16 protein-coding genes are annotated in these 24,759 nt (G+C 70.2%); 10 read left to right on the forward strand and 6 right to left on the reverse strand.

Annotation, left to right across the window (positions count from 1 at the left end; translation table 11 throughout):
• The first annotated feature begins 298 nt into the window (after positions 1–298).
• The 4 genes from D7X32_RS30220 to D7X32_RS30235 all read left to right on the forward strand — a co-directional run bounded on the left by D7X32_RS30220 (position 299) and on the right by D7X32_RS30235 (position 4,624).
• Positions 299–1,819: a M91 family zinc metallopeptidase gene (locus D7X32_RS30220; protein WP_120606035.1), complete on the forward strand. Its 1,521-nt coding sequence runs from the start codon at positions 299–301 to the stop codon at positions 1,817–1,819.
• Positions 1,820–1,829: 10 nt separating this feature from the next.
• Entirely contained in the window at positions 1,830–2,486 is a 657-nt protein-coding gene (locus D7X32_RS30225; RefSeq protein ID WP_120606050.1) for a hypothetical protein, read from the forward strand.
• Positions 2,487–2,505: 19 nt separating this feature from the next.
• The gene (locus D7X32_RS30230) at positions 2,506–3,327 is read left to right on the forward strand and encodes a spermidine synthase (RefSeq protein ID WP_120606036.1); all 822 of its coding nucleotides are present in this window, start codon (positions 2,506–2,508) and stop codon (positions 3,325–3,327) included.
• 109 nt (positions 3,328–3,436) lie between these two features.
• A complete protein-coding gene (locus tag D7X32_RS30235; RefSeq protein ID WP_120606037.1) occupies positions 3,437–4,624 on the forward strand; it encodes an NAD(P)H-dependent flavin oxidoreductase in 1,188 nt (395 codons plus the stop codon).
• On the opposite strand, the gene D7X32_RS30240 is transcribed toward D7X32_RS30235, so the two are convergent.
• From D7X32_RS30240 to D7X32_RS30255, 4 genes are all read right to left on the reverse strand, one after another.
• A complete protein-coding gene (locus tag D7X32_RS30240) occupies positions 4,621–6,000 on the reverse strand; it encodes a serine/threonine-protein kinase (protein ID WP_158625785.1) in 1,380 nt (459 codons plus the stop codon). The two genes, D7X32_RS30235 and D7X32_RS30240, sit on opposite strands and share 4 nt — an antisense overlap.
• Before the next feature lie 224 nt (positions 6,001–6,224).
• On the reverse strand, positions 6,225–8,387 hold the full coding sequence (locus tag D7X32_RS30245) for a serine/threonine-protein kinase (RefSeq protein WP_120606039.1): 2,163 nt from the start codon (positions 8,385–8,387) through the stop codon (positions 6,225–6,227).
• Between the two features lie 114 nt (positions 8,388–8,501).
• Positions 8,502–10,319 carry a serine/threonine-protein kinase gene (locus D7X32_RS30250; RefSeq protein ID WP_120606040.1) on the reverse strand — a complete coding sequence of 606 codons (1,818 nt, stop codon included), beginning with the start codon at positions 10,317–10,319 and terminating at the stop codon, positions 8,502–8,504.
• 171 nt (positions 10,320–10,490) lie between these two features.
• Entirely contained in the window at positions 10,491–12,311 is a 1,821-nt protein-coding gene (locus D7X32_RS30255; protein ID WP_244239262.1) for a serine/threonine-protein kinase, read from the reverse strand.
• A gap of 305 nt (positions 12,312–12,616) precedes the next feature.
• Between D7X32_RS30255 and D7X32_RS30260 the strand changes: the two genes are divergently transcribed.
• From D7X32_RS30260 to D7X32_RS30275, 4 genes are all read left to right on the forward strand, one after another.
• Complete coding sequence (locus D7X32_RS30260; RefSeq protein ID WP_120606042.1) at positions 12,617–14,977, forward strand: GMC family oxidoreductase N-terminal domain-containing protein; 2,361 nt, start codon at positions 12,617–12,619, stop codon at positions 14,975–14,977.
• Positions 14,978–14,994: 17 nt separating this feature from the next.
• Entirely contained in the window at positions 14,995–16,536 is a 1,542-nt protein-coding gene (locus D7X32_RS30265; RefSeq protein ID WP_120606043.1) for an FAD-dependent oxidoreductase, read from the forward strand.
• A complete protein-coding gene (locus tag D7X32_RS30270) occupies positions 16,526–17,632 on the forward strand; it encodes an alpha/beta fold hydrolase (protein ID WP_120606044.1) in 1,107 nt (368 codons plus the stop codon). The genes D7X32_RS30265 and D7X32_RS30270 overlap by 11 nt, the downstream gene beginning before the upstream one ends.
• Before the next feature lie 172 nt (positions 17,633–17,804).
• Positions 17,805–18,710 (forward strand): NADP-dependent oxidoreductase, encoded by a 906-nt coding sequence (locus D7X32_RS30275; RefSeq protein ID WP_120606045.1) that lies wholly within the window; start codon positions 17,805–17,807, stop codon positions 18,708–18,710.
• Positions 18,711–18,719: 9 nt separating this feature from the next.
• Here the strand turns inward: D7X32_RS30275 and D7X32_RS30280 are convergent, their stop codons facing one another.
• Entirely contained in the window at positions 18,720–20,270 is a 1,551-nt protein-coding gene (locus D7X32_RS30280) for an RluA family pseudouridine synthase (RefSeq protein ID WP_244239263.1), read from the reverse strand.
• Positions 20,271–20,762: 492 nt separating this feature from the next.
• On the opposite strand from D7X32_RS30280, the gene D7X32_RS30285 reads away from it, so the two are divergent.
• The gene (locus D7X32_RS30285; protein WP_120606047.1) at positions 20,763–22,070 is read left to right on the forward strand and encodes a glycoside hydrolase family 2 TIM barrel-domain containing protein; all 1,308 of its coding nucleotides are present in this window, start codon (positions 20,763–20,765) and stop codon (positions 22,068–22,070) included.
• A gap of 86 nt (positions 22,071–22,156) precedes the next feature.
• Positions 22,157–22,399, forward strand: coding sequence for a hypothetical protein (locus tag D7X32_RS30290; RefSeq protein WP_120606048.1), 243 nt, complete (start codon positions 22,157–22,159; stop codon positions 22,397–22,399).
• Between the two features lie 114 nt (positions 22,400–22,513).
• Here the strand turns inward: D7X32_RS30290 and D7X32_RS30295 are convergent, their stop codons facing one another.
• Positions 22,514–24,652 (reverse strand): FUSC family protein, encoded by a 2,139-nt coding sequence (locus tag D7X32_RS30295; RefSeq protein ID WP_120606049.1) that lies wholly within the window; start codon positions 24,650–24,652, stop codon positions 22,514–22,516.
• Between the last annotated feature and the right edge of the window lie 107 nt (positions 24,653–24,759).

The raw sequence follows: 24,759 nt of genomic DNA on the forward strand, positions 1-24,759 counted from the left end.
TTCATGGGCGTCGCGTGGGCTCGGAGATGTGTATAAGGGACAGGCCCTCCGTTTCCACACGAATGGGGGATGGGCAGTGAAGCCGTAATACACGAAATACTGGAAACCGTCTCGCGAATCGGGAATTGAGAAACACAACGATTCCAGGGGCTTCCGTGGCGCGCCGTGTCGTTTCAGGCCGGGCGACGCAACTGCCGGCAAACGTTCACGAGAATCTGGAATGTCGGCGTTCGGCCGACCCTGGCGCCCCGTCGCCGGGACCTCTGGCCGGGTGTCCCCGTCACCTGGGAGAAGCGACATGTCCACGATTGGAAAGCCCGGCTCGCGCCCTGCGTCCCCTGTGTCCTCGCAGCCGGCGAAGACGCCCGCCACGCCCGCGAAGCCGAACGCGGTGAAGGCCGCTGTCTCGCAGCGGATGGCGGACGGCTTCGAGTCGGGCCCCCGCACGGCGGCGCGTCCCCAGGTGCTGAAGGAGATCCGCACCACCGAGACGGCGCTGAAGAAGGACAAGGACGGCGGCGGCTTCCTGGGCGGTATCGGTTCGAGCATCGGTTCGGCGATCGACAAGATCGCCAAGGGCGTGGCGAAGGCGCTCGCGCCGCAGGTGACCACGAACGCGGACGGCCGCACGGTGGTGGACCTGGGCGCGGGCAACAACTCCGCGACGGTGTCGCAGAACAAGGACGGCGGGCTGACCATCAAGTCCGGCAGCGACACGGTGACGCTGACGGCGGAGCAGGCCAAGGGCGCCATCATCCAGGGCGGCGCCGGCAACGACTCCATCACCCTGGACGCGAGCGTCACGCAGGACCTCACCCTGGACGGCGGCGAGGGCGACGACAAGGTCACCGGCGGCAAGGGCAATGACACGCTCATCGGTGGCAAGGGCAACGACACCGTCATCGGCGGTGAGGGCAAGGACGTGCTCCAGGGCCAGGACGGCGACGACTACCTGGAGGGCGGCGCGGGCGATGACCGCATCCTGGGCGGCGAGGGCCGCGACGTGCTCTACGGCCTGGACGGCAACGACTACGTGTCCGGCGGCAAGGGCCGCGACTACATCGACGGCGGCGCGGGCGACGACCGGGCTTTCGGCGGCGAGGGCGACGACCAGGTCATCGGCGGGCGCGGCAACGACACGCTGAGCGGCGGGAGCGGCAACGACGCGGTGGCGGGCGGCGCGGGCAAGGACACGGTCCGCGGCGGCACGGGCACGGACAAGCTCTACGTGGAAGAGGACGAGAAGACCGCCGACGCGGCCGAGGGCGAGCGGGAAATCGTCGACATGACGGACGCGGATCAGCGCGGCTCCTCCGTGTCCGTGACGGGCAGCGCGGAGTTCCAGGCGCGCGTGCAGTCGGACCTGGATGCGATGCGCTCGCTGCCTTCGGGCCAGGACCTGCTGCGCAGCCTGGACGGCAGCGGCAAGAAGACGGTCATCCGCGAGACGGCCCAGGGCAACAGCGCGGGCGGCACGAACTTCAACGACGGCTTCATGAACGCGGACGGCACGCCGGGCAAGGGCACGGACGCGCAGGTGAACTACAACACCACGCGCATCTCCCTGGGCACCGAGGAGTGGATGAACCGCCCGCCCGTCGTCGGCCTGTTCCACGAGCTGGTGCACGCCTCGGACATGAACAACGGCACGCTGGCGCTGGGCTCCAAGGACGGCACGCGCAACCTGGAGCCCTCCGCGGTGGGCCTGCCCATCGACCTGGACCAGGACCCGTCCACGCCGGACGTGGTGCAGGGCGGCCGTCCCGGAGAGAACGTCCTGCGCGACGACCTGAACCTGCCTACCCGCCCGCGCTACTAGGATGCGGAGGATGAGGACCTTCCGCCGTGCTGGTGCCATCATGGCGCTGGCGGTAATCGTGGGCTGCGCGCGGGCGCCGGAGCGGCCCGCGGCCCCAGCAGCGGATCCAGGAGGACAACGCGTGGCCCAGGCGGACGTGGAGCTGAAGGTGGAGTCGGTGGCGCGCGAGGCGGACACGCTCGCCGTCACCTACGCGGTGCACAACCGGACGCAGAAGGCCGTGCTGCTCCTGGACGGCCTGTGGGACGTGGGCTTCAGCGGCCACCTCACGCTGGCGCCCGAGCGGGCCTACGTGGACCTGTCCGGCGGCAAGGTGGTGCTGTCGCGGATGTTGCTGCCGGTGCCGGAGGACCTGGCGGTGGAGGCACCGGAGGTGCCCTCGGTCAGCCGCGTGGAGCCGGGCGCCACCGCGAACCGCCGTGCCGTGGTGCCGCTGCCGCTGCGCACCGCGCTGCCGTACCCCACGGGCCCGGAGGAGACGCGCGAGCTGTCCGCCGTGCGCGAGGTGTCCCTGCGCGTGGGCTACCTGCCGGACGCGGATGCCATCACGCTGAGCCAGGGGAAGGACGCCCAGGGCACTCCCATCCAGACGCCCCGGTACGGGCCGGCGGTGACGGCGCAGCGGGTGCTGGAGAGCGGGCCCCTGCCGGTGACGGGCGCGAAGTAGGGAGCCCGACGCCCTGGCCTTGCCGGACGAACGCGATGACGGCTCCGGGCCCGTCATCGTCACCGAGGACGCGGAAGGACGCCGCTCCCTTCGCTTCGGCGACGGGGGCGCGCGCCAGAGCGTGGTGTGGCCTGGCGAGCCGCTGCGGCTGGAGCTGCCGTACACGCGCATGGTGATGGTGGCGCTGGCGTTCGTGCCCCGGCCGGAGAACATCCTGGCCATCGGGTTGGGCGGTGGCGCCATCCCCATGTTCCTGCGCGCGGTGTTGCCGGACACGCACATCGACGTGGTGGAGCTGGACGCCGCGGTGGTGGACGCCGCGAAGGACTACTGCGGCTTCCAGGAGGACGCGCTCCTGCGCGCGCACGTGGCGGACGGGCGGGCCTTCATCGAAGCGGAAGGGCCGCCCTACGACCTCATCATCCTGGACGCGTACGGGGCGGACCAGATTCCCGGGCACCTGGCCACGCGCGAGTTCCTGGGCGCGGTGCGCGCGCGGCTGACGCGGGGCGGCGCGGTGGTGGGCAACGTCTGGGAGTCCGCGGCGAACCCGCACTTCGACGCGATGGTGCGCACCTACCAGGTGAGCTTCCACGGCCTGTCCGTCTTCGAGGTCCCCACCAGCACCAACCGCATCCTGGTGGGGCTGGAAGGCCCCTCGCGGCTGACGCGTGAGGCGTTGGTGGACCGGGCCCGGCGGGTGGAGCGGGAGTTGAGGCTGCCGTTCCGGTTGAGCTCCCTGGTGGCGCAGCGCTACCGGCCCCTGACGCGGAGGCTGGGCCGGGGGCGGGTGTTGACGGACGCGGAGCTGGGGCCCGGTGGCCTCATCCCGGAGGAGTGAGGCCGCTTTGCTGGCCAGTGAGCACGGCCCCGCCCGGCCGCGGCTGAATCGGGGGGCGGCGCTGCTAATCTTGAAAGCTCGGTACGTCAGCACCCTTTCGGGAGACGCGATGAACGGCGCGAACGACGGACGACCCGGCCAGCACTCGGCTTCCCCCGAGGACGAGGCGCCGTTGGCGGACGGCGAGACCGAAGGCCTGGAGGCCCGTCCGAAGCCCATCTACGTGCTGGAGGGCAACACGCTGAAGACGCGGCTGACGCGCGACGTGGGCATCCACTATCCCTTCGTCGGAGCGGGCATGGCGTTCGTGTCCCTGCCTCCGCTGGTGGTGGCGGTGTCGGAAGCGGGCGGCCTGGGAATGCTGGGCACGGCGCCGGAGCCGCCGGGCGTGCTGGAGGCGCGGTTGAAGGCCATCCAGGCGGGCACCCAGCGCCCCTACGGCGTGGACTTCATCGTGGACAGGTTGGAGCCGCACGGCTTCACGACGCGTGACCACGTGGACGTGTGCATCGCGGCGAAGGTGCCGGTGGTGGTGTTCCACTGGACGCTGCCGCCGCGCGAGTGGATCCGAGCGCTGCAGGCGGCGGGGACGCGGGTCTGGGTGCAGGCGGGCACGGAAGAGCTGGCGAGGCAGGCATTGGACGCCGGTGTGGAAGGGCTCATCGCGCAAGGGCGTCAGGCGGGCGGGCGCAACCTGGGCAGCACGCCGACGTTGACGTTGCTGAAGGCGTTCCGGCGGCTGTCGGACGCGGTGCCGGTGCTGGCGGCGGGAGGCATCGCGGATGGGTTCAGCGCGGCGCGAGCCCTGCATCACGGCGCGGACGGCGTCTGGGTGGGCACGCGGCTGGTGGCGTCGGTGGAGGCGTACGCGCATCCGCTCTACAAGCAGCGGCTGGTGGACGGGGACGCGGGCGACACGACGTTGACGACGCTGTTCGGGCCGGAGTGGCCGGGCAAGCGCATGCGGGTGATCCGCAACCGAGTGGTGCGCGAGTGGGCGGGGCGCGAGTCGAGCGTGCCGCCGGCGACGGAGTCGGAGGCCATCGGGACGACGCGGCTGTTCCCGGGCGTGCTGGACGTGAAGTACGTGATGCCGAAGTTCAGCTCCTTCCTGCCCACGCCGGACACGCAGGGGGACCTGGAGGAGATGAGCCTGCCGGCGGGAGGCGCGAGCATGTCGCGCATCGACACCGTGCAGCCCGCCGGGCAGATCGTCGTGGAGATGATGGAGCGCGCGCGGCGGTTGCTGGAGTCCCCGGAGGGGCTGGACGAAGAGGACGAGGACGACCGGGGTTAGCGCGGTGGGAACTGCTGGTTGAGTCGGCGCTCCCAATCATCCAGCGCGGCCTTGGACTCCGCGTAGTCCTTCGCCGTGCTCCCGTAGTTGGCGGACTGCTCGAGACTTCGCAGCGAAGCCTTCAGCGCCGTGGGCTCTGGCCTCCCTTTGCTCCTGCGGGCCAACTCCTTGTTGAGCATGAGGATGCGCTGACGGAGTTTTTCCTTCGGTTGCGGCTTGGGATGTATGGGCGGCTCGGGCTTATCAGGGCCTGCGTCGGTCCCATCGGTGCCTGCGTCGGTCCCATCGGTGCCTGCGTCGGTCCCATCGGTGCCTGCGTCGGTCCCATCGGTGCCTGCGTCGGCTGCGGCTTCGGTAGGGGGCGGCGGCACTGAGCGGAGGCGGATGACGCCAGCGCCCACGCTCAGCAGCACCAGTGCTCCGAGCACCGCCCATCCAATGCCAGGCGGTTGGCGGATGGCCTTGAGCGCCTCCTGTGTGCTGGGCGTATGGTTGTCACCGACCGGGATCGCTACCTCGGGTTTCGTGAGGGATGGCGCGCGGGGAGGCGAGCGCAGAGGGATGCGCTTTAATTGCGCACGCACGGCTTCGGCGGAAGGCGGCCGTGACGCGGGATCCTTCGCCAGCAACTGGAGCACCAGCGCGTCCACTTCCTTCGGAAGCCCCGCGAGGCGCGACGAGGGCAGCGGCGGTGATTGATCCAGGTGCGCGAACATCACCTGGACGGACTCGCCCTGGAAGGGGCGCCCGCCGGTGATCAACTGGAACATCATCACGCCCGCCGCATAGAGGTCCGTCGCCGGTCCCACGGTGCCGCCGCGAATCTGCTCCGGCGCCATGAACTCCGGCGTACCAAGGACCAGGCCATCCGCAGTGAGCGGGTTGTCGCGTGACTCCATCAACTTCGCGATACCGAAGTCGACCAGTTTGACGGTGACTGGGGACTCTGGCGCTTCCACGATGAAGACGTTGGCGGGCTTCAGGTCGCGGTGCACCACTCCCGCTCGGTGCGCGGCCCCCAGCGCGGCGAGCATCTGGTCCATGACCCAGACGACGGACTCCAGGTCCATGCTGCGTTTCGCGCGGACGAAGTCGGAGAGCGCCCGCCCCTGGAGCAACTCCATGATGACGTAGGGGCGCTCATCCGGGAGGGTGCCAAAGCCAAAGATGTCGATGATGCCCGGGTGCCGGGCGGCATTGACCGCGCGGGCTTCCACCAGCAGGCGCTGCACCTGCTGCTGCGACACCAGCTCCATGCGCATGACCTTGATGGCGGCCTGCTTGCCAATGAGCGGGTGCACAGCGCGGTACACCACGCCCATCCCGCCCGCGCCAATGCGCTCCTGGATGACGAACTCCCCCAACTGCGTCCCCAACAACGGATCTGGAGGCGCACTGGCCCGCGATGAGGGCCGCGCAGCCTGTCTGGCATCACGTCGGGGGGAGGAGGGGTTTTTCATGGGGCGCTGGCGCGCGAACCATAGCCATGCGCTCCCAATGCTTTCAAACGTTCCCTGGCCAGCGCCCCGATGTGGAGGAGCCCATGGATCAGCGTGACCCATAGGGTCGTGTTTGACTGCTCTCTTGGGGGGAGAAATGATCAGCGAGGGTAGAGGGTCTTGAGCTGCTCCTCCCACTTGTACATTTCTATGAAGAGCGTTGCACGTTCGTCCGCGGTCAGTTCTTGGGAGGCGCGTTCATGGAACTTCCACAGCTGCCATTTCAGATCCACTGCGCTGCCCGCTCCTTCTGTCCGGCGCTGGAGTTCCTGGTCGTATTGCTCCAATCGCTTTGCAAGTTGATCTTCGGCAGCAGTGGTTCTTCGCGGTGTCGGTCGGGGACCCGAGAAGGGCAGTCGTGGCGTCGGTGTATTGGCCGGCTTGATCAGAGTAGACGCGACGGTCACCGAAGCACTTCTGCGCATGACGCCATCAACCCAGCGCTCCACGTCCTCTCGGACGCGGTCCGCCTCAAGTGCGGTTGTCGCTCTGGCCGCCGCTTGGAAGTGCTTGGCCAAGCCTTCCAGCAGGTCCAGCGGAGGGTTGCCATCGGGGCTGCGGGAGTACAGGATTTCGTACAGCTCATTCAGCCGCTTCGCCAACCGCTGCTGGCTGGACGTGCCCTGCGGAAGCTCCAGCGGTGCGCCGCGCGAAACAGCGTGGGCTGACGGTGCGATGGGCGCGGAAGCGGGCAGCACCGGAGACAGACTGGGGGCCACCCCGGAGGGGGGGACGTCCGACTCTCTAAACTCGGTCTCAGTGGACACGGCCTGGGATCCGCCGGACGACTCGAGTGATACTTCGGATTGAGAGTTCGGCGTCAGCCGAGAAGACGGCTCACTCTTGCCTCTTCCTTCCTTGGGATGTGGCTGTGACGGTGTCCTCCTGTCTTTGGGGCCAGGCGAATCCACTTCAACCTTCTTGGAGGGCGTTACCGGCTCGCTGGGCGTAGGCACGGTGGGGGGCACAGGCCCTGGAGGTTCCGGATGGGTAGTAGGCTCTGTGCCACCGACCGCGACGACATTGGACTCAGGCGTTATTTGCACGGGAACTACATCGACGTGAGCGGCCGGATGGATCAGCCACCACGCTCCACTCCCGAGGACCATGAGCAAGACCGCGCCTCCCAGCATCCAGCCCCGGTTCGGCGTGCGCCAGAGAGCCAGAAGGGTCTCCGACCCGCGGGCTTCGGCATGTGCTGCCGGGACGGGCGAACGGGTGGGAACATGGGCCATGGCTGTCATTTGCGCGGGGACAGAGCGCTGCGCGGATGCCCGGGGCTTCGGCCCCAGAGGCTTCGCCAACGTCTGGGATTGGGGCTCCAAAGGAACCCGCAGGAGCTGCTGCTGCACAGCCTCGGCTGAGGGAGGACGCAGGGCGGGGTCCTTCGCCAGCAACTGGAGTACCAGCGTGTCGAGTTCTGGGGGAATGCCCCCCACACGTGAGGACGGCACGGGCGGGACTTGATCGACATGGGCGAACAGCACTTGGACTGGGTCGCCCTTGAAGGGGCGCACGCCGGTGAGCATCTGGAACGCCATGACGCCCAGCGAGTAGAGGTCCGTCGTCGGCCCCACGGTGTCGCCGCGGATCTGCTCAGGCGCCATGAACTCAGGCGTGCCCAACACGGACCCGTCGATGCTCGTCGGGCTCTCCTTGCTCTCCAGCAGCTTGGCGATGCCGAAGTCGACCAGCTTGATTGTGGGCACCGCGTTGGGCGCTTCCACAACGAACACGTTGGCTGGCTTCAGGTCCCGATGCACCACGCCTGCTCGGTGCGCTGCCCCCAGAGCGGAGAGCATCTGATCCAGCATCCAGAGGACGGTGGGCACATCCAACCGCGTCCGGTTGTGCAGCATTTCGGAGAGTGGCCGACCCTCTAGCAACTCCATCACGACGTACGGACGTCCATCCGGAAGCGTGCCGAAGCCGAAGATGTCGATGATGCCGGGATGCCGGATGGCATTGACCGCACGGGCTTCCACGAGCAACCGTTCATGCAGCCGCGGTGCGAGGAGTTCCGCGCGCAGCACCTTGATGGCAGCCTGTTTCCCGATGAGGGAATGGGTGGCTCGATAGACGACCCCCATCCCTCCTGCGCCAATGCGCTCCTCGACGGTGAAGTCTCCAATCTGGGAGAAGAGCAGCGGATCCCTGATTGTAACGATGTCCGCTGGCGCGGTCTTTCGCATGGAGATCGTCGCCCCTTCGGGGATGGAAGGACGGTGGTTTTTCATGGGGAGGCCCGCGAGCGAGCGGAACATAGCCGCGCATTTCCCCTGATTCCAAACAACGCCCCTCAAGCGTTGGTGGAGCGACAGCGGGTCCCGAATGACTGCTGGGATGTAAGACGCTTCCCGCCAGCGATTGACGCCCGCTCACCTCGGGAAGCGTGTCGTGAGCTGCTCCTGCCACGCGTCCAGCGCCTTGCTCACCTCCATGCGCTCGATGGCGGTCTCGGTCTTCGCGGCGTCGGTGTAGAGGCCCACCAGCTTGCGTGTGAGCTCCGGCGCGACGTCCTGTCCCTGCGTGCGCTTGCGTAGCTCCGCCACCAGCTTGTCCAACCGCTGGGCCAGCCGCTGCTCGGAGGCATTGCTCCGGGGCAGGGTGGGGAGCTTGGGAATCACGAGCGGCGGGATCCGCGGCATCTCCGGGACGACGGCCACCGGGGGAGCGTCATGCAAGGCAATGCGCTGGGTCAGGACCTTCTCGATGCCGTCGAGCGCCACGTGGATCCGCGCGCGTTCAGGCTCTGTCGTCGCGTCCACGGCGGCCCGGTACTGGTGGATCAGCTTGCCGCGCAGCTCTCCTTCCACATCCACGTCCTTCGCCTGCGCACGCAGTTGCTTGAACAACCCAGCCAGCCGCCGCGCCATCCTCTTCTCGGACGCCGTCGCGGTCGGCAGCGGAGGCAGTCCCGTCGCCTTCGCTTCCGTCTCCGGCGTGGGCTCCGCCTCCTCAGGCGCCTCCTGCGTGGGTTCGCTCTTCGCGACCGGCACTGGCACCACCGCAGCCGGCGTCGCCACCACGGGCGCGGTCGGCATGGGCAGACGTTGCTCTGCTGGAGGCATCCCTCCAGGCCGCGTCAGCCACCAGATGCCCGTGCCCAGCAGCACGCACCCCGCGGCCACCGCCGCCGCGAGCGGAGCCACCCGCCGGTGATCCGCGAGCAACACCGCGAGTCCCGGCGGACGGGGCGCCGTGGGAGACGTGGGCTCCTCCCGCTTCGTCACCGCCGGTACGCCAAGCCCCAATGTGCTCGGAGACCGCGCCAACGACAGCGTCTTCAATCGCTGACGCACGACCTCCGCGGAGACAGGCCGCTTCGCCGGATCCTTCTCCAGCAACTGGAGCACCAGCGCGTCGAGTTCCGGCGGAATACCACTCACCTTCGACGAGAGCCGGGGCGGAGCCTGTTCGACGTGCGCGAACATCACCTGCACGTTCTCACCCTGGAAGGGCCTGGCGCCGGTGAGCATCTGGAACGCCATGACGCCCAGCGCGTACAGGTCCGTGGCCGGGCCCACCGCGCCGCCGCGGATCTGCTCGGGCGCCATGAAGTCCGGCGTCCCCAGCACGGATCCGTCCGCGTTCGTCAGCCCCTCGTGCGACTGCAGCACCTTGGCGATGCCGAAATCGACCAGCTTCAGCGTGGGCGCCGCGTCTGGCCGCTCCACCATGAACACGTTGGCTGGCTTCAGGTCCCGGTGCACCACCCCCGCCCGGTGCGCCGCGCCCAGCGGGGAGAGGATCTGATCCAACATCCAGACCGCCGTCCCCACGTCCAGCCGCCCCCGCGCGCTCAACACGGCCGCGAGCGACTGGCCCTGGAGCAGCTCCATCACCACGTACGGACGTCCGTCCGGCAGCGCCCCGAAGTTGAAGATGTCCAGGATGCCCGGGTGCCGGATGGCGTTCACCGACCGCGCCTCCACCAGCAGCCGCTGCGCCTGCTCCGCCGACATCAGCTCCGCGCGCAGCACCTTGATGGCGGCCTGCTTGCCGATGATGGGGTGCTCCGCCCGATACACGACCCCCATCCCTCCCGCGCCAATGCGCTCCTGGATGACGAACTCGCCCAGCTGCGCCCCGAGCAGCGGATCCGCCTTCGTCGCCGTCGGTGCCAGCGTTATCGGCACCTCCCGCTCCGTCAGCGCCCGGTGTGCCCCCGTGTCCGGAATTCTTCGCGTCTTCATTGGAAAGCCCGTTTTACGGTGACAGTACCGTGAGGCCGGGGAGACCGTCGCGTGCCCTGGGGGCTTGTCCGGTGTCCGCTCGTCCACCAGGCAACGAGGGGTTCCCCGTATTTCCAGTGAGCCAGTCCTTTTCCTCAGGGTTCCGTTTCGGCGCCGGAAGCCCCTTGATGATCAGCGCGGAAGCCGCGCGTTCATCCGCTCCTGCCACGCATCCAAGGTCTGATGCACCGTCATGCGCTCGGTGGCGGTCGTGGCGTTCGCCGCGGACGTGTAGATGTCCACCAGCTGCTTCGTCAGGTCCGGCGCGACGTCCTGGTTCTGCGTGCGCTTGCGCAGCTCCGCCACCAGCTTGTCCATGCGCTGGGCCAGCCGTTGCTCGGAGGCATTGCCCTGGGGCAGGGTGGGGAGTCTGGGGATCACGAGCGCCGGGACCCGGGGCTGCTCCGGGGGCGCGACGACGACGACGGGCGGCGGGGGGGCGTCGTGCAGGGCGATGCGCTGCGTCAGCTCCTTCTCGACGTCATCCAGCGCGACATGGATGCGCGCACGCTCGGGGTCCGTCTTCGCGTCCGCCGCGGCCCGGTACTGCTGGATCAGCTTGCCGCGCAGCGCTCCTTCCGCATCCACGTCCTTCGCCCGCGCCAGCAGCAGCTTGAACAACCCGGCCAGCCGCTGCTCCATCTTCTTCTCGGAGGCAGTCCCCGCTGGCAACGGTGGCAACTTCGTGGACTTCGCCAGGGTCGCTGTCGCGGTCTCCGCCTCCTCAGGCGCTGCTCCCTCGAGGACCTCGGGCGGCTCCTCGACAGGGGCCTGCGTCGCGATGACCGGCGGCGGTTCCACGGGAGGAACGGGCGTCGCTTCCGCCATCACCTGCTCGGAAGGTCGCGGCGGCGCAATCACTTGCGTCTGCTCCACCTTCCGCGCCTGCGTCCCCAGGCCGAAACCCACCCCCAGCAGCGCCACCCCGGCGACCGCCGCCACCGCGAAGGACACCCCGCTCCGGCGCCCCGGCGGCACGATGGCCGTGGGCACCTCCGGTGCGGCCCGCAGCTCCACGCTCGACGACCGCTCCGCCTCCAGCTTCACCGCCGCATCCGGCTCCAGGCTCACGGACGGCGCTGGGGGGCGCGCCAGCCCGCGGAGCTTCAGCCGCACGGCCGTCGCGGTCGCGGGCCGCTTCGCGGGCTCCTTCTCCATCAACTGGAACACCAGCGCATCGAGCTCCGGCGGAATCCCCTCCACCCGCGACGACACCCGGGGCGGGACCTGCTCGACGTGCGCGAACATCACCTGCACATTGTCACCCTGGAACGGCCGGGTGCCCGTGAGCATGTGGAACGCCATCACTCCCAGCGCGTACAGGTCCGCGGCCGGGCCCACCGCGCCGCCGCGGATCTGCTCCGGGGCCATGAAGTCCGGCGTCCCCAGCGTGGATCTGTCCGCCAGCGCCAGCGCGTCGTGCTCCTGCATCACCTTGGCGATGCCGAAATCCACCAGCTTGATCATCGGCGGCGCGTCCGGCTGCTCCATCAGGAACACGTTCGCGGGCTTCAGGTCCCGGTGCACCACCCCCGCCCGGTGCGCGGCCCCCAGCGCGGCCAGGACCTGCTCCAACACCCAGGCCGTGGTCCCCACGTCCATCCGGCCCCGCTCGCGCATCCGGTCCGCGAGCGACTGGCCCTGGAGCAGCTCCATCACCACGTACGGCCGGCAGTCCGGCAGCGTCCCGAAGTTGAAGATGTCCAGCACGCCCGGATGCCGGATGGCGTTCACCGCCCGCGCCTCCACCAGCAGCCGTTGCTCCTGCTCCGGGGACACCAGCTCCGCGCGCATCACCTTGATGGCCGCGTGCTTGCCAATCAGCGGGTGCTCCGCCCGGTAGACGACCCCCATCCCGCCCGCGCCCACGCGCTCCCGGATGACGAACTCGCCAATCTTCGTCCCCACCAGCGGATCCACCGCCAGCGCCGCCGGGAGCTCCTCGTCCGTCACCACCTCCCGCGTCCCCGCCTCTGGCTCTCGTCCGCGTTCATGGAAAAGGTCGTTTCGCGCCGATGGTACCGGGCCAGGGGCATGACGTCGCGCGTCCAAGCGAGCCATCTGCCCGCTCGCCCGCCAACCTATCCGAGCTGATCAGGGAATCCTGCTCTCCAGGGCGAAAAATGCTGATCCACGGAGGGGGGGCGGCCTCAAGGAAACGGGGTGGACCCGTTGTAGAGTCGGGTCCGTCCTTTCCTGGACGTTCCCGGGTCGCGCTCCGGATCCCTGCTCCCCAGGGATCGCACCCGAGGGGGAACATGGCACCGGCATACGACGCCCTGGTCATTGGCACCGGGTTTGGCGGCGCGGTGGCGGCCTGTCGGCTCGCGCAGGCAGGTTTGTCCGTGCGCGTGCTCGAACGCGGCCTGCGCTACCCGAAGGGCGGCTTCCCGCGCGACTTCGAGGACCCTACCAACGGCTGGCTGTGGCAGCACCGGCAGGGGCTCTTCGACATCAAGCTCCTCAAGGGGATGAGCATCGTGCAGGCCGCGGGGTACGGCGGCGGCTCGCTCATCTACGCCAACGTGCACCTGCGCCCGCCGCCGGACGTGTTCGCGTCCGGGTGGCCGGAGGGCTACAGCCGGGAGGCGTTGGATCCGTACTACGACCTGGTGGCGCACATGCTGGACGTGCAGCCCATCACGGCCTCCGCGCGCGGCCTGCCGCCCAAGACGAAGCGGATGCAGGAGGTGGCGAAGAAGCTGGGCCGCGAGGCGCAGTTCTTCCACCCGAACCTCGCCGTGCGCTTCGCCCCCGCCGGCGAGCCGATGCCCAACAAGTTCGGCGTGTCCCAGGAGGGCTGCAACTACTGCGGCGAGTGCGACATCGGCTGCAACCGCCGCGCGAAGAACACCCTGGACCTGAACTACCTGGCCGTCGCGGAACAGAAGGGCGCGGAGGTCACCACGCAGGCGGAAGTGACCCGCATCGAGCCCCTGTCGCCGGGCTACCGCGTCACCTTCACCGACCACGCCAGCGCCGGCATGCAGCGCACCGTGGACGCCCGCCGCGTCTTCCTGTGCGCGGGCGCGGTGAACTCCACGGAGCTGCTGCTGCGCAACCGCGACGTGCTCGGCACGCTGCCGGACCTGAGCGCGCGGCTGGGCTCGCGCTACTCCGCCAACGGGGACTTCCTCGCGTTCGCCTTCGACACGAAGGAGCCGTGGGATCCGGCGGTGGGCCCCACCATCACCACCGGCATGGTGGTGGATGAAGGGCAGGGCAAGGACAAGACCTGGTTCCTCTTCCAGGAGGGCGGGCACCCGGTGCAGGCGGCGGGGCTGATGGTCGCCATGGATCCCGACCGCGCGATGACGCTCCCGGCGGATCTGCTCCAGCGCGAGCTGGTGAAGGTGCTGCGCACGCGCTCCAAGGAGATGGCCACCATCGAAAACGAGCGCGGCCGCTTCCAGGCCGTGTTCCTGGCCATGGGCCGGGACAAGTCCAACGGCAAGCTGTCGCTGTCCCCCGTCACCCGCGAGCTCCAGGTGCAGTGGGACGTGCCCGCGAACCTGCCGCTGTACCGCACGCAGGAACAGCTCTGCGAGGACGTGGCCCGCGCGCTGGGCACGCGCGCCGCCTACAACCCGCTGTGGGAGCGGCTGCACCTGCCGGTGTCCGTGCACAACCTGGGCGGCTGCGCGATGGCGGAGGAGCCCGCGTACGGCGTCCTCACTCCGGACGGCGAGGTGCACGGCTACCCCGGCCTGTATGTGATGGACGGCGCGGCGCTGCCGGTGGGCATTGGCGTCAACCCGTCCTCCAGCATCGCCGCGGTGGCCGAGCGCAACGTGGAGCAGGTCATCCGCCAGGTGAAGGACGCGCCGGACTGGACGGCGCCGGAGCGCGCGCCCGTGAAGGCCGCGCCCGCGTACCCGCCTCGCGTCAGCATGCGGATGATGCCGGAGGTGGAGACGGTGGCCCCGCCGGTGGTGCCGGGAACGGATCCGCTGGGCGGCGTGGTGATTCCGCCCGGTGGCACGGTGGCGTCTCCCACGCCGGTGGTGGGCCTGCGCTTCACCGAACGGATGAAGGGCTTCCTCCAGCCGGGTCACCCCGCGCCGGACGACTTCGCCGGGGCGGCGCGGGCAGGCCAGCGCTCGGGGCAGACGGCGGAGTTCGTCGTCACCATCACGCTGCCCAACCTGGACCGCTTCCTCGCGCAGGAGTCGCACGGCGGCATCGTGCAGGGCACGCTCCACGTGCGCGGCTTCACGCCGCCCGGAGGCGCGCCGGTGGAGAACGGCGTCTTCAACCTCTTCGTGGGCACGGAGCGCTTCTACGAGCGGCGCATGCTGTACCTGCTGCCCTTCACCGGCGTGGATGGCCAGCCGTACCTCCTGGATGGCTACAAGGAGGTCAACGACGACGCGGGCTTCGACGTGTGGAGCGACACGTCCACGCTCTACACCGTGCTGCGCAAGGGGCATGAGCGTTCCTGCCCCGTCGTCGCCAGCGGCATCATCCGCCTGCACCTGCCGGACTTCCTCCAGCAGCTCACCACGTTCTCCGTGCTGGGCACGTCGTCGCCGCTGAAGCAGGCGGACGCGATGCGGCGCTTTGGCGGCATGTTCATGGGCACGCTCTGGGACGTCTTCGCCCGCGCGAAGTTCGACTAGGGGGACACACAGTGGGCATGGCGAAACGGTACGACGTGGTGGTGGTGGGCTCCGGGTTCGGCGGCTCCATCACCGCGTTGCGGCTCGCGCAGGCTGGCAAGTCCGTGGCGGTGCTGGAGCGGGGCCGCCGCTATGCGCCGGGCCAGTTCCCCCGCGACGTCACGCGCGCGGACGAGCTGCTCTGGCACCACCCGGTCCGCCCGGAGGCGCGGGGGCTCTTCGACGTGCGCTTCCTGTCCGGCATCGGCACGGTGACGGCGAGCGGCGTGGGGGGCGGCTCGCTCATCTACGCCAACGTGCACGTGCGGCCGGACCCCATCGTCTTCGACCACCCGCGCTGGCCCCGGGGCTTCAGCCGCGAGGCGTTGGAGCCGTACTACGACAAGGTGGCGCGCGAGCTGGACGTGAAGCCGTTCCCCGCGTCCATCCCGCTTCGCAAGCGCGACCTGTTCCAGCAGGCCGCCACGCGCATGGGCCGCCAGACCTTCGACCCGGACGAGGCCGTCTCCTGGACGGAGCCCTCCGCCCCGGGCCGCAAGGCGTGCCAGCGCTGCGCGGAGTGCGAGTTCGGCTGCCAGCACGGCGCGAAGAACACCCTGGACCTCACCTACCTGGCGCGCGCGGAGAAGCTGGGCGCCACGGTGTGGCCGGGCCTGTCCGTGTCCCACGTGCAGCGCGTGGCGGGCGGATACCGGGTGCACTTCAAGGACCTGGCCACCGGAGAGAAGACGTCCGTGGAGGGCAGCCGCGTGGTGCTGTCCGCCGGGGCGCTGGGCACGGTGGAGATATTGCTGCGCAGCCGCGACCGGGCCCGCACGCTGCCGCTGGTGAGCGAGTGGTTGGGGAAGGGCTACTCCGGCAACGGCGACTTCCTGGGCTCGTTGCACGGCAGCCGCGAGGAGATCATGCCGTGGGTGGGCCCGGACGTGGCCACGGTGATGCGCTTCTTCGACGCCGCGCCGCGCTTCACCATGGTGACGGCCACGTTCAATCAGCCAGCGACGGCGGTGCTCGCGGGGCTGGGACAGCCGCAGCTGGGCCCGCTGGGTGGCGTGGGTTCTCCGCTGTGGACGAAGCTGTGGCCGCTGATGCATGGCGCGTTCGCCAAGGGGCTGTTCAGCAAGCCGCTGGGCACCGGCGTGGAGCCGTCACGCACGAGCAACCTGTTCGCCATTGGCCAGGACAACGCCAACGGGCACATGGTGCTCAAGGGCGACCGGCTGGATATCGAGTGGGATTACGCGAACGAGAATGTCGCGCTGGTGAATCGGATGACGGCCGCGATGCGTGAGCTGGCCTCGCAGTACGGCGGGACGTTCGCGCCGCTCGTCACCTGGGAGCTGTTCCGGAAGCCGTTCACGGTGCACTCGCTGGGTGGGGCGCACCTGGCGGAGTCTCCGGCCCGCGGCGTCGTGTCGAAGGAGGGCGAAGTGTTCAACTACCCCGGACTGTACGTGGCGGATGGCTCCGTCATCCCCACGTCCATCGGTTTCCATCCGGTGATGACCATCAGCGCGGTGGCCGAGCGCATCGCGGAGGCGGTGGCCCATGGCTTTTGATTACCGAAGCGGCGCGGCGGTGTCTCGGACGCTGTCTCAGGACGTGACCCTCAAGGGTCTGCCCGTGGCGGAGCGGTACGACTTCCTCGCGGGCGACGGCGTGCCCCTCAAGCTCACCCGCTATGTGGGGGGCACCAAGGGGCCGGTGCTGCTGGTGCACGGCGCGGGCGTGTGGAGCGGCATGTTCATGCTGCCCACGCTGAAGGAGAACTTCGTCCAGTACCTGGTGCGCCACGGCTACGACACGTGGCTGCTGGACTGGCGCGCCAGCGTGCAGCTGCCCCTGCGCCAGTTCACGCTGGACGACGCGGCGGACCACGACATGCCGGCGGCGGTGCGGCGCGTGCGCGAAATCACCGGCGCGGAGTCGGTGCAGGCGGTGGTGCACTGCGCGGGATCCGCGGCGTTCTTCATGTCCATGGCCGCGGGGCACCTGCCGGACGTGCGCAGCGTGGTGGCGTCGCAGGTGGCGCTGCACCACCACACGCCAGCCTCCACGCGCTTCAAGGCGCTCTTGCGCGTGCCGGAGTTGCTGGACGCGGGGCTGGACTCGCTCACGCCGGATGATGCGTCCCGCACGCCGCTGTTCCAGGCGGCCTTCACGAAGCTGGCGGGCTTCCTGCGGATGGAGTGTGACAGCCCGGTGTGCCACCGGCTGTCGTTCATGTACGGCCGGCTGTACCGGCACGCCCGGCTCAATCCGGAGACGCACGCGCGGCTGGAGGAACAGTTCGGCAGGTGCAACCTGTTGACGTTCCGCCACCTGGGACAGCTGGCGCGCGGCGGCCACGCGGTGAAGTTCGACCATGGCCGCTCGGAGAATCTGCGGCGCTACGGGCAGGCCCGGCCGCCGGACTACCTGGACCCGGAGCCCTTCCAGAGGCCCATCACGTTCGTCTCCAGCGAGCAGAACCGCACCTACCTGCCGTCCTCCACGGAGCGCACCTTCCAGTGGCTGCGTGAGGCGAACGGCGCGCGCTACTACCAGCGCCACATGCTGCCGGGCTACGGCCACCTGGACACGTTCATGGGCAGCACCGCCGCCGAGGACACCTACCCGGTGCTGCGCGAGGCGCTGGAGTTCCAGCCCCGCTGATGTTCCGGAAGCAACGGCGGTCCATTCCCGGGCCGCCTGCTTCCTTCCACAAGCCTCCAGGGGAGCAGGAGGCGGGGCGACCGGCTGGCGACGATGGCGGCCCCCTCGCGGGTGCTTACCGTTGGGCCGTCTTGGGAATTCTCTTCCCTCGCTCGCCTACGTGGAGGCCCGGATGAAAGCAGTCGTGCTCAAAGGCTATGGGGACGTGGATGTGCTCGCGGTGCAGGAGATGCCGGAGCCGAAGGTGGGGCCGGGCGAGGTGAAGGTCCGCGTCACCGCCGCGAGCATCAACCCGGTGGACTGGAAGATCCGCCGGGGTGACATGAAGGGGCGGATGGACTTGAAGTTCCCCACCATCCTCGGGCGCGACGTGTCCGGCGAGGTCGTCGAGGTGGGCACGGGCGTGGAGGCCTTCGAGCCGGGCGACCGCGTGATGGGCCTGGTGAACGCGGGCTACGCGCAGACGGTCGTCGCGCCCACGGAGGCCTGGGCGAAGGTGCCCGACCAGCTGGACCTGAAGGATGCCGCCGCGCTGCCGCTGGTGACGCTGACAGGCGTGCAGCTCATCGAGGAGCACGTGCGGCCCTCGCAGGGGGACACGGTGCTCGTCACGGGCGCGCTGGGCGGGGTGGGCCGCTCCGCCATCTTCGCGGCGCGGGCGCGCGGCGCGAAGATCTGGGCGGGCGTGCGGAAGACGCAGGTGGCCGAGGCCCGGAAGCTGGGCGTGGACGGCGTCGTCGCGCTGGATGATCCGAAGGACGTGGCGAAGCTGCCCACGCTGGACGCGGTGGCGGACACGGTGGGTGGGGATGCCGTGGCCGTGGTGCTCGACAAGGTGAAGCACGGCGGGACCGTGGGCAGCGTGGTGGGGGAGCCGAAGGGCGCGAAGGAGAAGGGGCTCGTCGTGCGCAGCTTCATGGCCCATCCGGATGCACACCGGCTCGCGCAGATTGGCGAGAGCGCGGCGAAGGGCGACCTGGTGATTCCCATCAGCCGGACGTTCAAGCTGGACGACGCGCGCGAGGCCCAGAAGGTCGCGGAGCAGAGCGGCGTGGGCAAGGTGCTGCTCGTCAACTGACGCGGGCGCTCAGAACGGGGCGGCGCGGGTGAAGGACACGCGCTGCCCCGTCGCCGGGTGCACGAAGGACAGCGTTTCGGCGTGCAGGTGGAGGCGGCGGCCCGCGTGTCCGTACAGCGGGTCTCCCACGATGGGCGCGCCCAGTCCCAGGGGATGGGCCGCGTGGACGCGGAGCTGGTGGGTGCGGCCGGTGCGAGGATGGAAGGCCACGCGCGTGTGAGTCCCTTCGCGTCGGAGGACCTCCCAGTCGGTGACCGCGGGCTTGCCGTGCACGGGGTCGACAATCTGGCGGGGACGGTCGTCCAGGTCGACACGCAGGGGCAGGGTGATGGTGCCCGCGTCCGCCTGCACGGGCCCGTCGATGAGCGCCACGTAGCGCTTGTCCACGTCGCGGTGGAGGAACTGGCGTTGCAGGGACGCGTGCGTGCGGCTGTCCAGCGCGGCGACGAGCAAGCCAGACGTGTCCAGGTCCAGCCGGTGCGCGAGCAGGGGGCCCGTGGCGTTGGGGTATCGCGCGCGCAGGCGGGTGAGCACCGAGTCCAGCAGTGCGGCGTCCCGTCCCGGCACGGACAGCAGGCCACACGGCTTGTCGATGACGACGAGCCACGCGTCCTCGAAGACGATGGAGAGCTCTGGCGTGGGCGCGGGCGGCGGGACGAAGACGCGGGGCGCGGAGACCTCCAAGCCGTCCAGCATGAACGGGAGCAGGGGGCCGCACTTGTCGTGGCACGCCGGGTAGAAGGCGCCCTGGATGCGGCCTCCAGATGCGGGTGGCGTACCCCACCAGAACTCCGCGAGCGCTACGGGCTGGAGGCCGTGGGCGAAGGCGTAGGCAAGCAGCTTCGCTCCCGCGCAGTCGCCAGCGCCGGAGGGTGGCTCCGCGCCGCCGTAGAGCGAGCGCAAGGGGCGGGTCTCTCCGCGTGCGTTGGTGATGGCGTAGGTGTCGTGGAATTGCTTCATGAAGCCGCGCGAGACGATGCGACGCAGCCGGTCCAGGGCGCGCACGCGACGTTCGGCCTTCGCGCGGGCAGGGGCCAGCAGACGTCGGGCTTCCTCCTGGGCCGCGTCCCACCGGCGCTTCTCCGCCTTGTCGCCCCGGCTCTCCTGGTCGAGCGCGTGCAGTGCCTCCGCGCGTGCGGCCTCTGTCTGCTCCTGCATGGCCAGGATGGCGGCCCGGCGTTCGTGACGTTGGCGGCGGCGGGCCTCATGGCGCAGGCGCATGGCTTCGCGCTCCGTGGCCTCGCGCGACTGGCGGGCGTCATCGTCCTCGCGCAGGCGGCGCAGGTCCTCGGAAGCACTCCACGCTTCGGCGCGGGCCAGCAGGGCCTTCACCGTGGTGTCGGCCACCGGCTCCACGCGGGCACGCGCCTCACGATTGAACACAGGGGGCACGAAGCCCGGCACGTCCCAGCGTCCCGCGAGCATCGCGGAGAAGGCTCGCAGCACCCCTGGCGTACCGTCCGGCTGCCGCACCACGAGCACGCCGAACATCTTCCCGCCGTCTGGCCCTTGAAGCAGGCTGCTCGGCAGCCCGGGGGCGATGAAGCCTTCGCGGAGCATGGCCTGGAGCGGCTCCGCGGCCCTGCGCGCGAGGGCATGCGGACCCAGGGCATCGAAGGGGCTCGGCAACGAGCCTGGCACTTCGTCCGTGTGGGGCGCCGGTTCGAGGCGGGTGACAAGCGGGTCCACGGCTTCGTGGGTAACACGAAACCCCGGAGGGCGGGGGCCGCGAGCCTGTGCCGACCCGCTTCATGTCCGTCCCTCCACCCGGTGCCCAACCGCGGTCCCTGAGTCCCCCCGTTTGGCCAGCGCTGCCCAAACTGGTCCGACAGTCGGACAGGTTTTCGCGGCGCGTCCCCGGCGGGGCCCCCTACGGAAGTCTCACCTTCTCATCAGGGGATGGTTTTCAGCCGCGTGCCAAGGTGGCGCGGGAATCGATGCAGCCTGGATGAAAAGCTTCACCGACGCCCTCGGGCTTGGGCGTCTGTCGTTCAATCACAGAGCTGGGGCTCGGCGGGTCCGCGCGGACGGAGGCTGTCCTAGACTCCTCGCATGGCCCCCACCCGTCGCATCACCGCTGGTCTGCTGCTGTTGGGGGTGCTCCTCCTCCCTTCGTGGGGCGTGGAGGCTCGCACCGCCATCGTGAAGGCAGGGGAGGGATGGACGCTGGAGGTGGATGGCCAGCCCTATGTGGCGAAGGGCGTGACCTTCAGTGGCACGGGTGGGCCCGCGAACTTCGACAAGGATTGCGAACAGCTGCGCGCGCTGGGCGTCAACACGCTGCGCACCTGGGGCACCGGCGATGAGACTCCCGCCCTGCTCGATGCCGCGCACAAGCATGGACTGCGGGTCCTCGTGGGGCTGTGGCTGCGGCCGGGCCGCGCGGGCATGGAGAACGATGACGCCTTCGATTACGCGCGCGACGCGAAGGGGCGCGAGGCGCAGCTCCAGGCCACGCTCGCGCAGGTGCGCCGCTTCAAGGACCACCCGGCCGTGCTCGCGTGGGGGCTGGGCAACGAGGTCATCCTCAATTCGCCGGATGAGCCGTCGAAGGTCGCCTACGCGCGCTTCCTGGAGAAGGTCGTCCGCGCGGTGAAGAAGGCGGATCCCGGGCATCCGGTGCTGTCCGTGGACGCGTGGACGCTGGGTGTGCCGCTCTGGGAGAAGTACGTCCCCTCGCTGGATGCGTATGGCTTGAATGTCTATGGCCGGGGCATCCACGCGCTCGCGGACGCGGTGAAACAGGCCGGCGGGCGCAAGCCGTGGTTCATCACCGAGTTCGGCGCCCAGGGTGAATGGGAAGTCCCCAAGGACGCGCGCGGCCTGCCCGTGGAACCAGGAGACGGGGAGAAGTACGACGTCATCGTGGATGGGTGGCGCAACGCCCTGGCGCCGCACGTGAAGGCGGGCCGGTGTCTGGGACTGTTTGTCTTCAACTACAGCGCGGCGTTGGACCACGCCGGCCTGTGGCTGGGGATGCTGTCCGGTGCGTCCACACGGCCGGCGTGGCACGCGGTGCGGGAGGCGTACACGGGTGTAAAGCCAGTGCCCGCGCTGCCGGTGCCGGTGCGTCTGGAGGTCCGGGGCGTGGAGAAGGAAGGCTCCGCCACCTGGGCGAACGTGGCCTTCGACGTCACCTCCGCCACGCCGCTGGACGTGTCCTTCGCCTACAACTTCCGGGGCGCGGCGACCCGCGCGGAGCGCGACCGCGTGAAGGTGCTGGAGTCCCGGAAGGGGACCCCGCCCGGTACGTGGCGCGTACGCCTGCCTGCCGTGACGGGCGCCATCAAGCTGTATGGCCTGGCAAAGGACGGCGCGGGGAACCTGGTCGCCGCCACGACGTCCATCCAGGAGCCCTGAAAGCGGCCCGCGACTTTCCTGGCGCTCCCGGGTTCACATGGAGGATTTCCCGCGGATTTTCCGCGCCCACCTTCCAGGAGCCCTCCATGCGCCGTTCCATCATCGCCGCGACCGCCACCGTTGCCTTCTTCCTGGGCTGCGCCACGAACCACGCCTACGCGGAGCGTCAGCCGCGCATGCACGACGCCCTGGCCCACCTGGAGTCCGCGCTCGCGGACCTGCGCGCCGCCAGCAGCGACAAGGGCGGCAACCGCGTCAAGGCCATCAGCCTCACGGAGCAGGCCATCGCGGCCGTGCGCGACGGCATCCAGTTCGACAACAAGCACTGAGCGCGCACCGCGTTGTAGCGTACGGCGCCATGTCCTGGCGTCTGACGCTGCTTTCCCTGGCGTGCCTTTCCAAGCTCCAGGACTACCAGACCGCCTGCGCCACGCCCCCGGCCGTCAGCGCAGCGACGGGTCCTCGCTGATCCGCGCCACCGCGCCGTGCAGGATGCCCAGCTGCCGGGGCACGCGCTCCAGCAGCGCGCCCAACACCGGGTCGTCGCTCGTGCGAGGCAGCGCCAGGGGCGGCAGGGGCGGGGGCTCGCGCCGCTCCTGCAGTGCCCGGGCGAGCAACTCCAGACTGTCGCTGGCCCGCTGCGCCAGCTGCTGTGGCAACACCGACGTCGTCCTGCCCTCGAACCGCCCCGTGCCCAGCGCCGTCACCGCCAGCGCGAACCTCCGCGTATAGGTGAGCAGCGCCATGCCCGGCTCCAGGTGCCCGGGGGGGCCCCGGTACTCCGTCATCAACCGCTGGAAGGACGACTCCGCCTCCAGCAGCGCCTGGTCCAGGCGGCGGCGCTCCTCGTTCACCGCCGGCTCCGTGCCGCTGCGGTGCGTGACCAGCTGTTGCAGGTACTTCCCGTCCGCGCGCAGGGCGGAGGCCGCCGCGTCCGGGAAGCGGCGGCGCTCCGGGCTGGGCCACAACGTCCAGGAGCCCACCAGCGCCAGCGTCCCCGCGATGAGCACGCCCAGTGAGCGCTGCGACGCCACCGTCCAGTCCCCGGAGCTGAGCGTGGCCATCAGCAGGTAGTCCGGCGTGAGCAATATCTGGAACGCGCCGAAGTTCAGCGGCAGCAGCGCCACGGAGATGGCCGTCAGCACGCTGATGACGCCAATCATCGTTGGCGGCGTGTGCACCGTGGTCGCGATGAGCGCCGCCAGGCTCGCGCCCACCAGCGTCCCCAGCGTGCGCTGGAGCACGCGCTCCTCCGTGCTGCCCGCGTAGGGCTGGAGGATGGAGATGACCGTGAGGCTCACCCAGTGCGCGTCACCCACCTGCAACGCCCGCGTCAGCCCGAGCGCCGCCGTGGCCACCATCCCCGTGCGCAGCGCGTGCCGCAGCACCACCGAGTCCCGGTGCAGGTTGTCGCGAAGCGGCTGCCACGGGGAGAAGCCCGGCGCTGCCTTCGGGCCGCCCACCGTGCCCCTGCCCCGCGCCGACACCGGGTCGCCGAAGAGCAGGCCCGATGCTGTCTCGTGCGCCACGCCCGCGTACTCGCGCAGCCGGTCCAACAGCGTGGCGACGTGCGTGGACAGCGGCCCCTCCGTGCTCTGCCGTACCGGCGGCGCGGCCATCCTCGCGGGCTGACGGCGCCGGGGCCGCAGGGCCAATCGGGGCGGAGCGCTCATGCCCTCGTTGCGCTCCTGCCGCAGCGCCCGCGCCACCCACAGGTCCATCGCGGCGAAGGCCTCGCACAGCCTCGCCACACGCTCGCGGGTCGCTTGCATGTGCGGGTCGCGCCCTACCACCTGCATCGCCTCCGCGAGCGCGCTGAGCAGCGCCACCATGGGCTCCGCCAGCTCCACCAGCACCAGCAGGTGCTCGCCGCGCCGGGACTCGTCCGGCCTCCCGCGCCGCGTGGCCGCGAGCACGTCGCGCGCCCGTTCGATTTCCGGACGGATGCCCGCATGACGCTTCAGCCCCGCCGCCCACGCCTCGGCCGTGGCCCCCTCCTGCGTGGCCCTCCGCAGTTCCTCCGCCGCGGTCGCGAGCCCCGCGTACACGCGCGCCACCGCCCGGCGCGCGGGGCGGTAGGGCCTGAGTGGCCACAGCAGCAGCGACAACGTCATCGCCCACAGGCCGCCCAGCAGCAGCGCGGCCCCGCGCAGCACCGCCTCCCGCAGCGAGGCCGCCGGGGCGCCCAGCGACACGACGAAGATGACGGCGAGCTGCCCTCCCACGGAGCCCGCTGTCTCGCCGTAGCTGCGCGCGAAGTTCGCTGCGGTGACGCCCAGCAGCAGCAGCGTGGCGTCCATCCAATACGTGTGGCCCGCGGGTGCGGCGAGCACTCCGACCAGCGCTCCCAGCACCGTCACCGACCCCATCACGCGCGCCCGCACGCGGTAGGAACCGCCCTTGTCCGCGAGCGTGACGAGCAGCCCCGTGAGGCCCGCCCAGCCGGCCTGGGGCACGGTGGTCAGGAAGGACAGACACAGGGGCAGGGCGGTGGCGACGGCGGCCCGGATGCCCGCCCACAGGGCCGGTCTTCCGGGCTCCACCCGGAGGAGCGACTGGAGGTGTCTCAGCAGCCGGTGCATGGGGTTTCAGGAGAGCGGCAGGCCGTCACCCCAGAGGGTGGCCACGGCGGTCCCCATCCACAGCCGGGGGAAGCTCCTCCCCCCCATCCCCGGGCGGCACCCCGGGC

It is taken from the genome of Corallococcus carmarthensis, from assembly GCF_003611695.1.
Lineage (GTDB): Bacteria > Myxococcota > Myxococcia > Myxococcales > Myxococcaceae > Corallococcus > Corallococcus carmarthensis.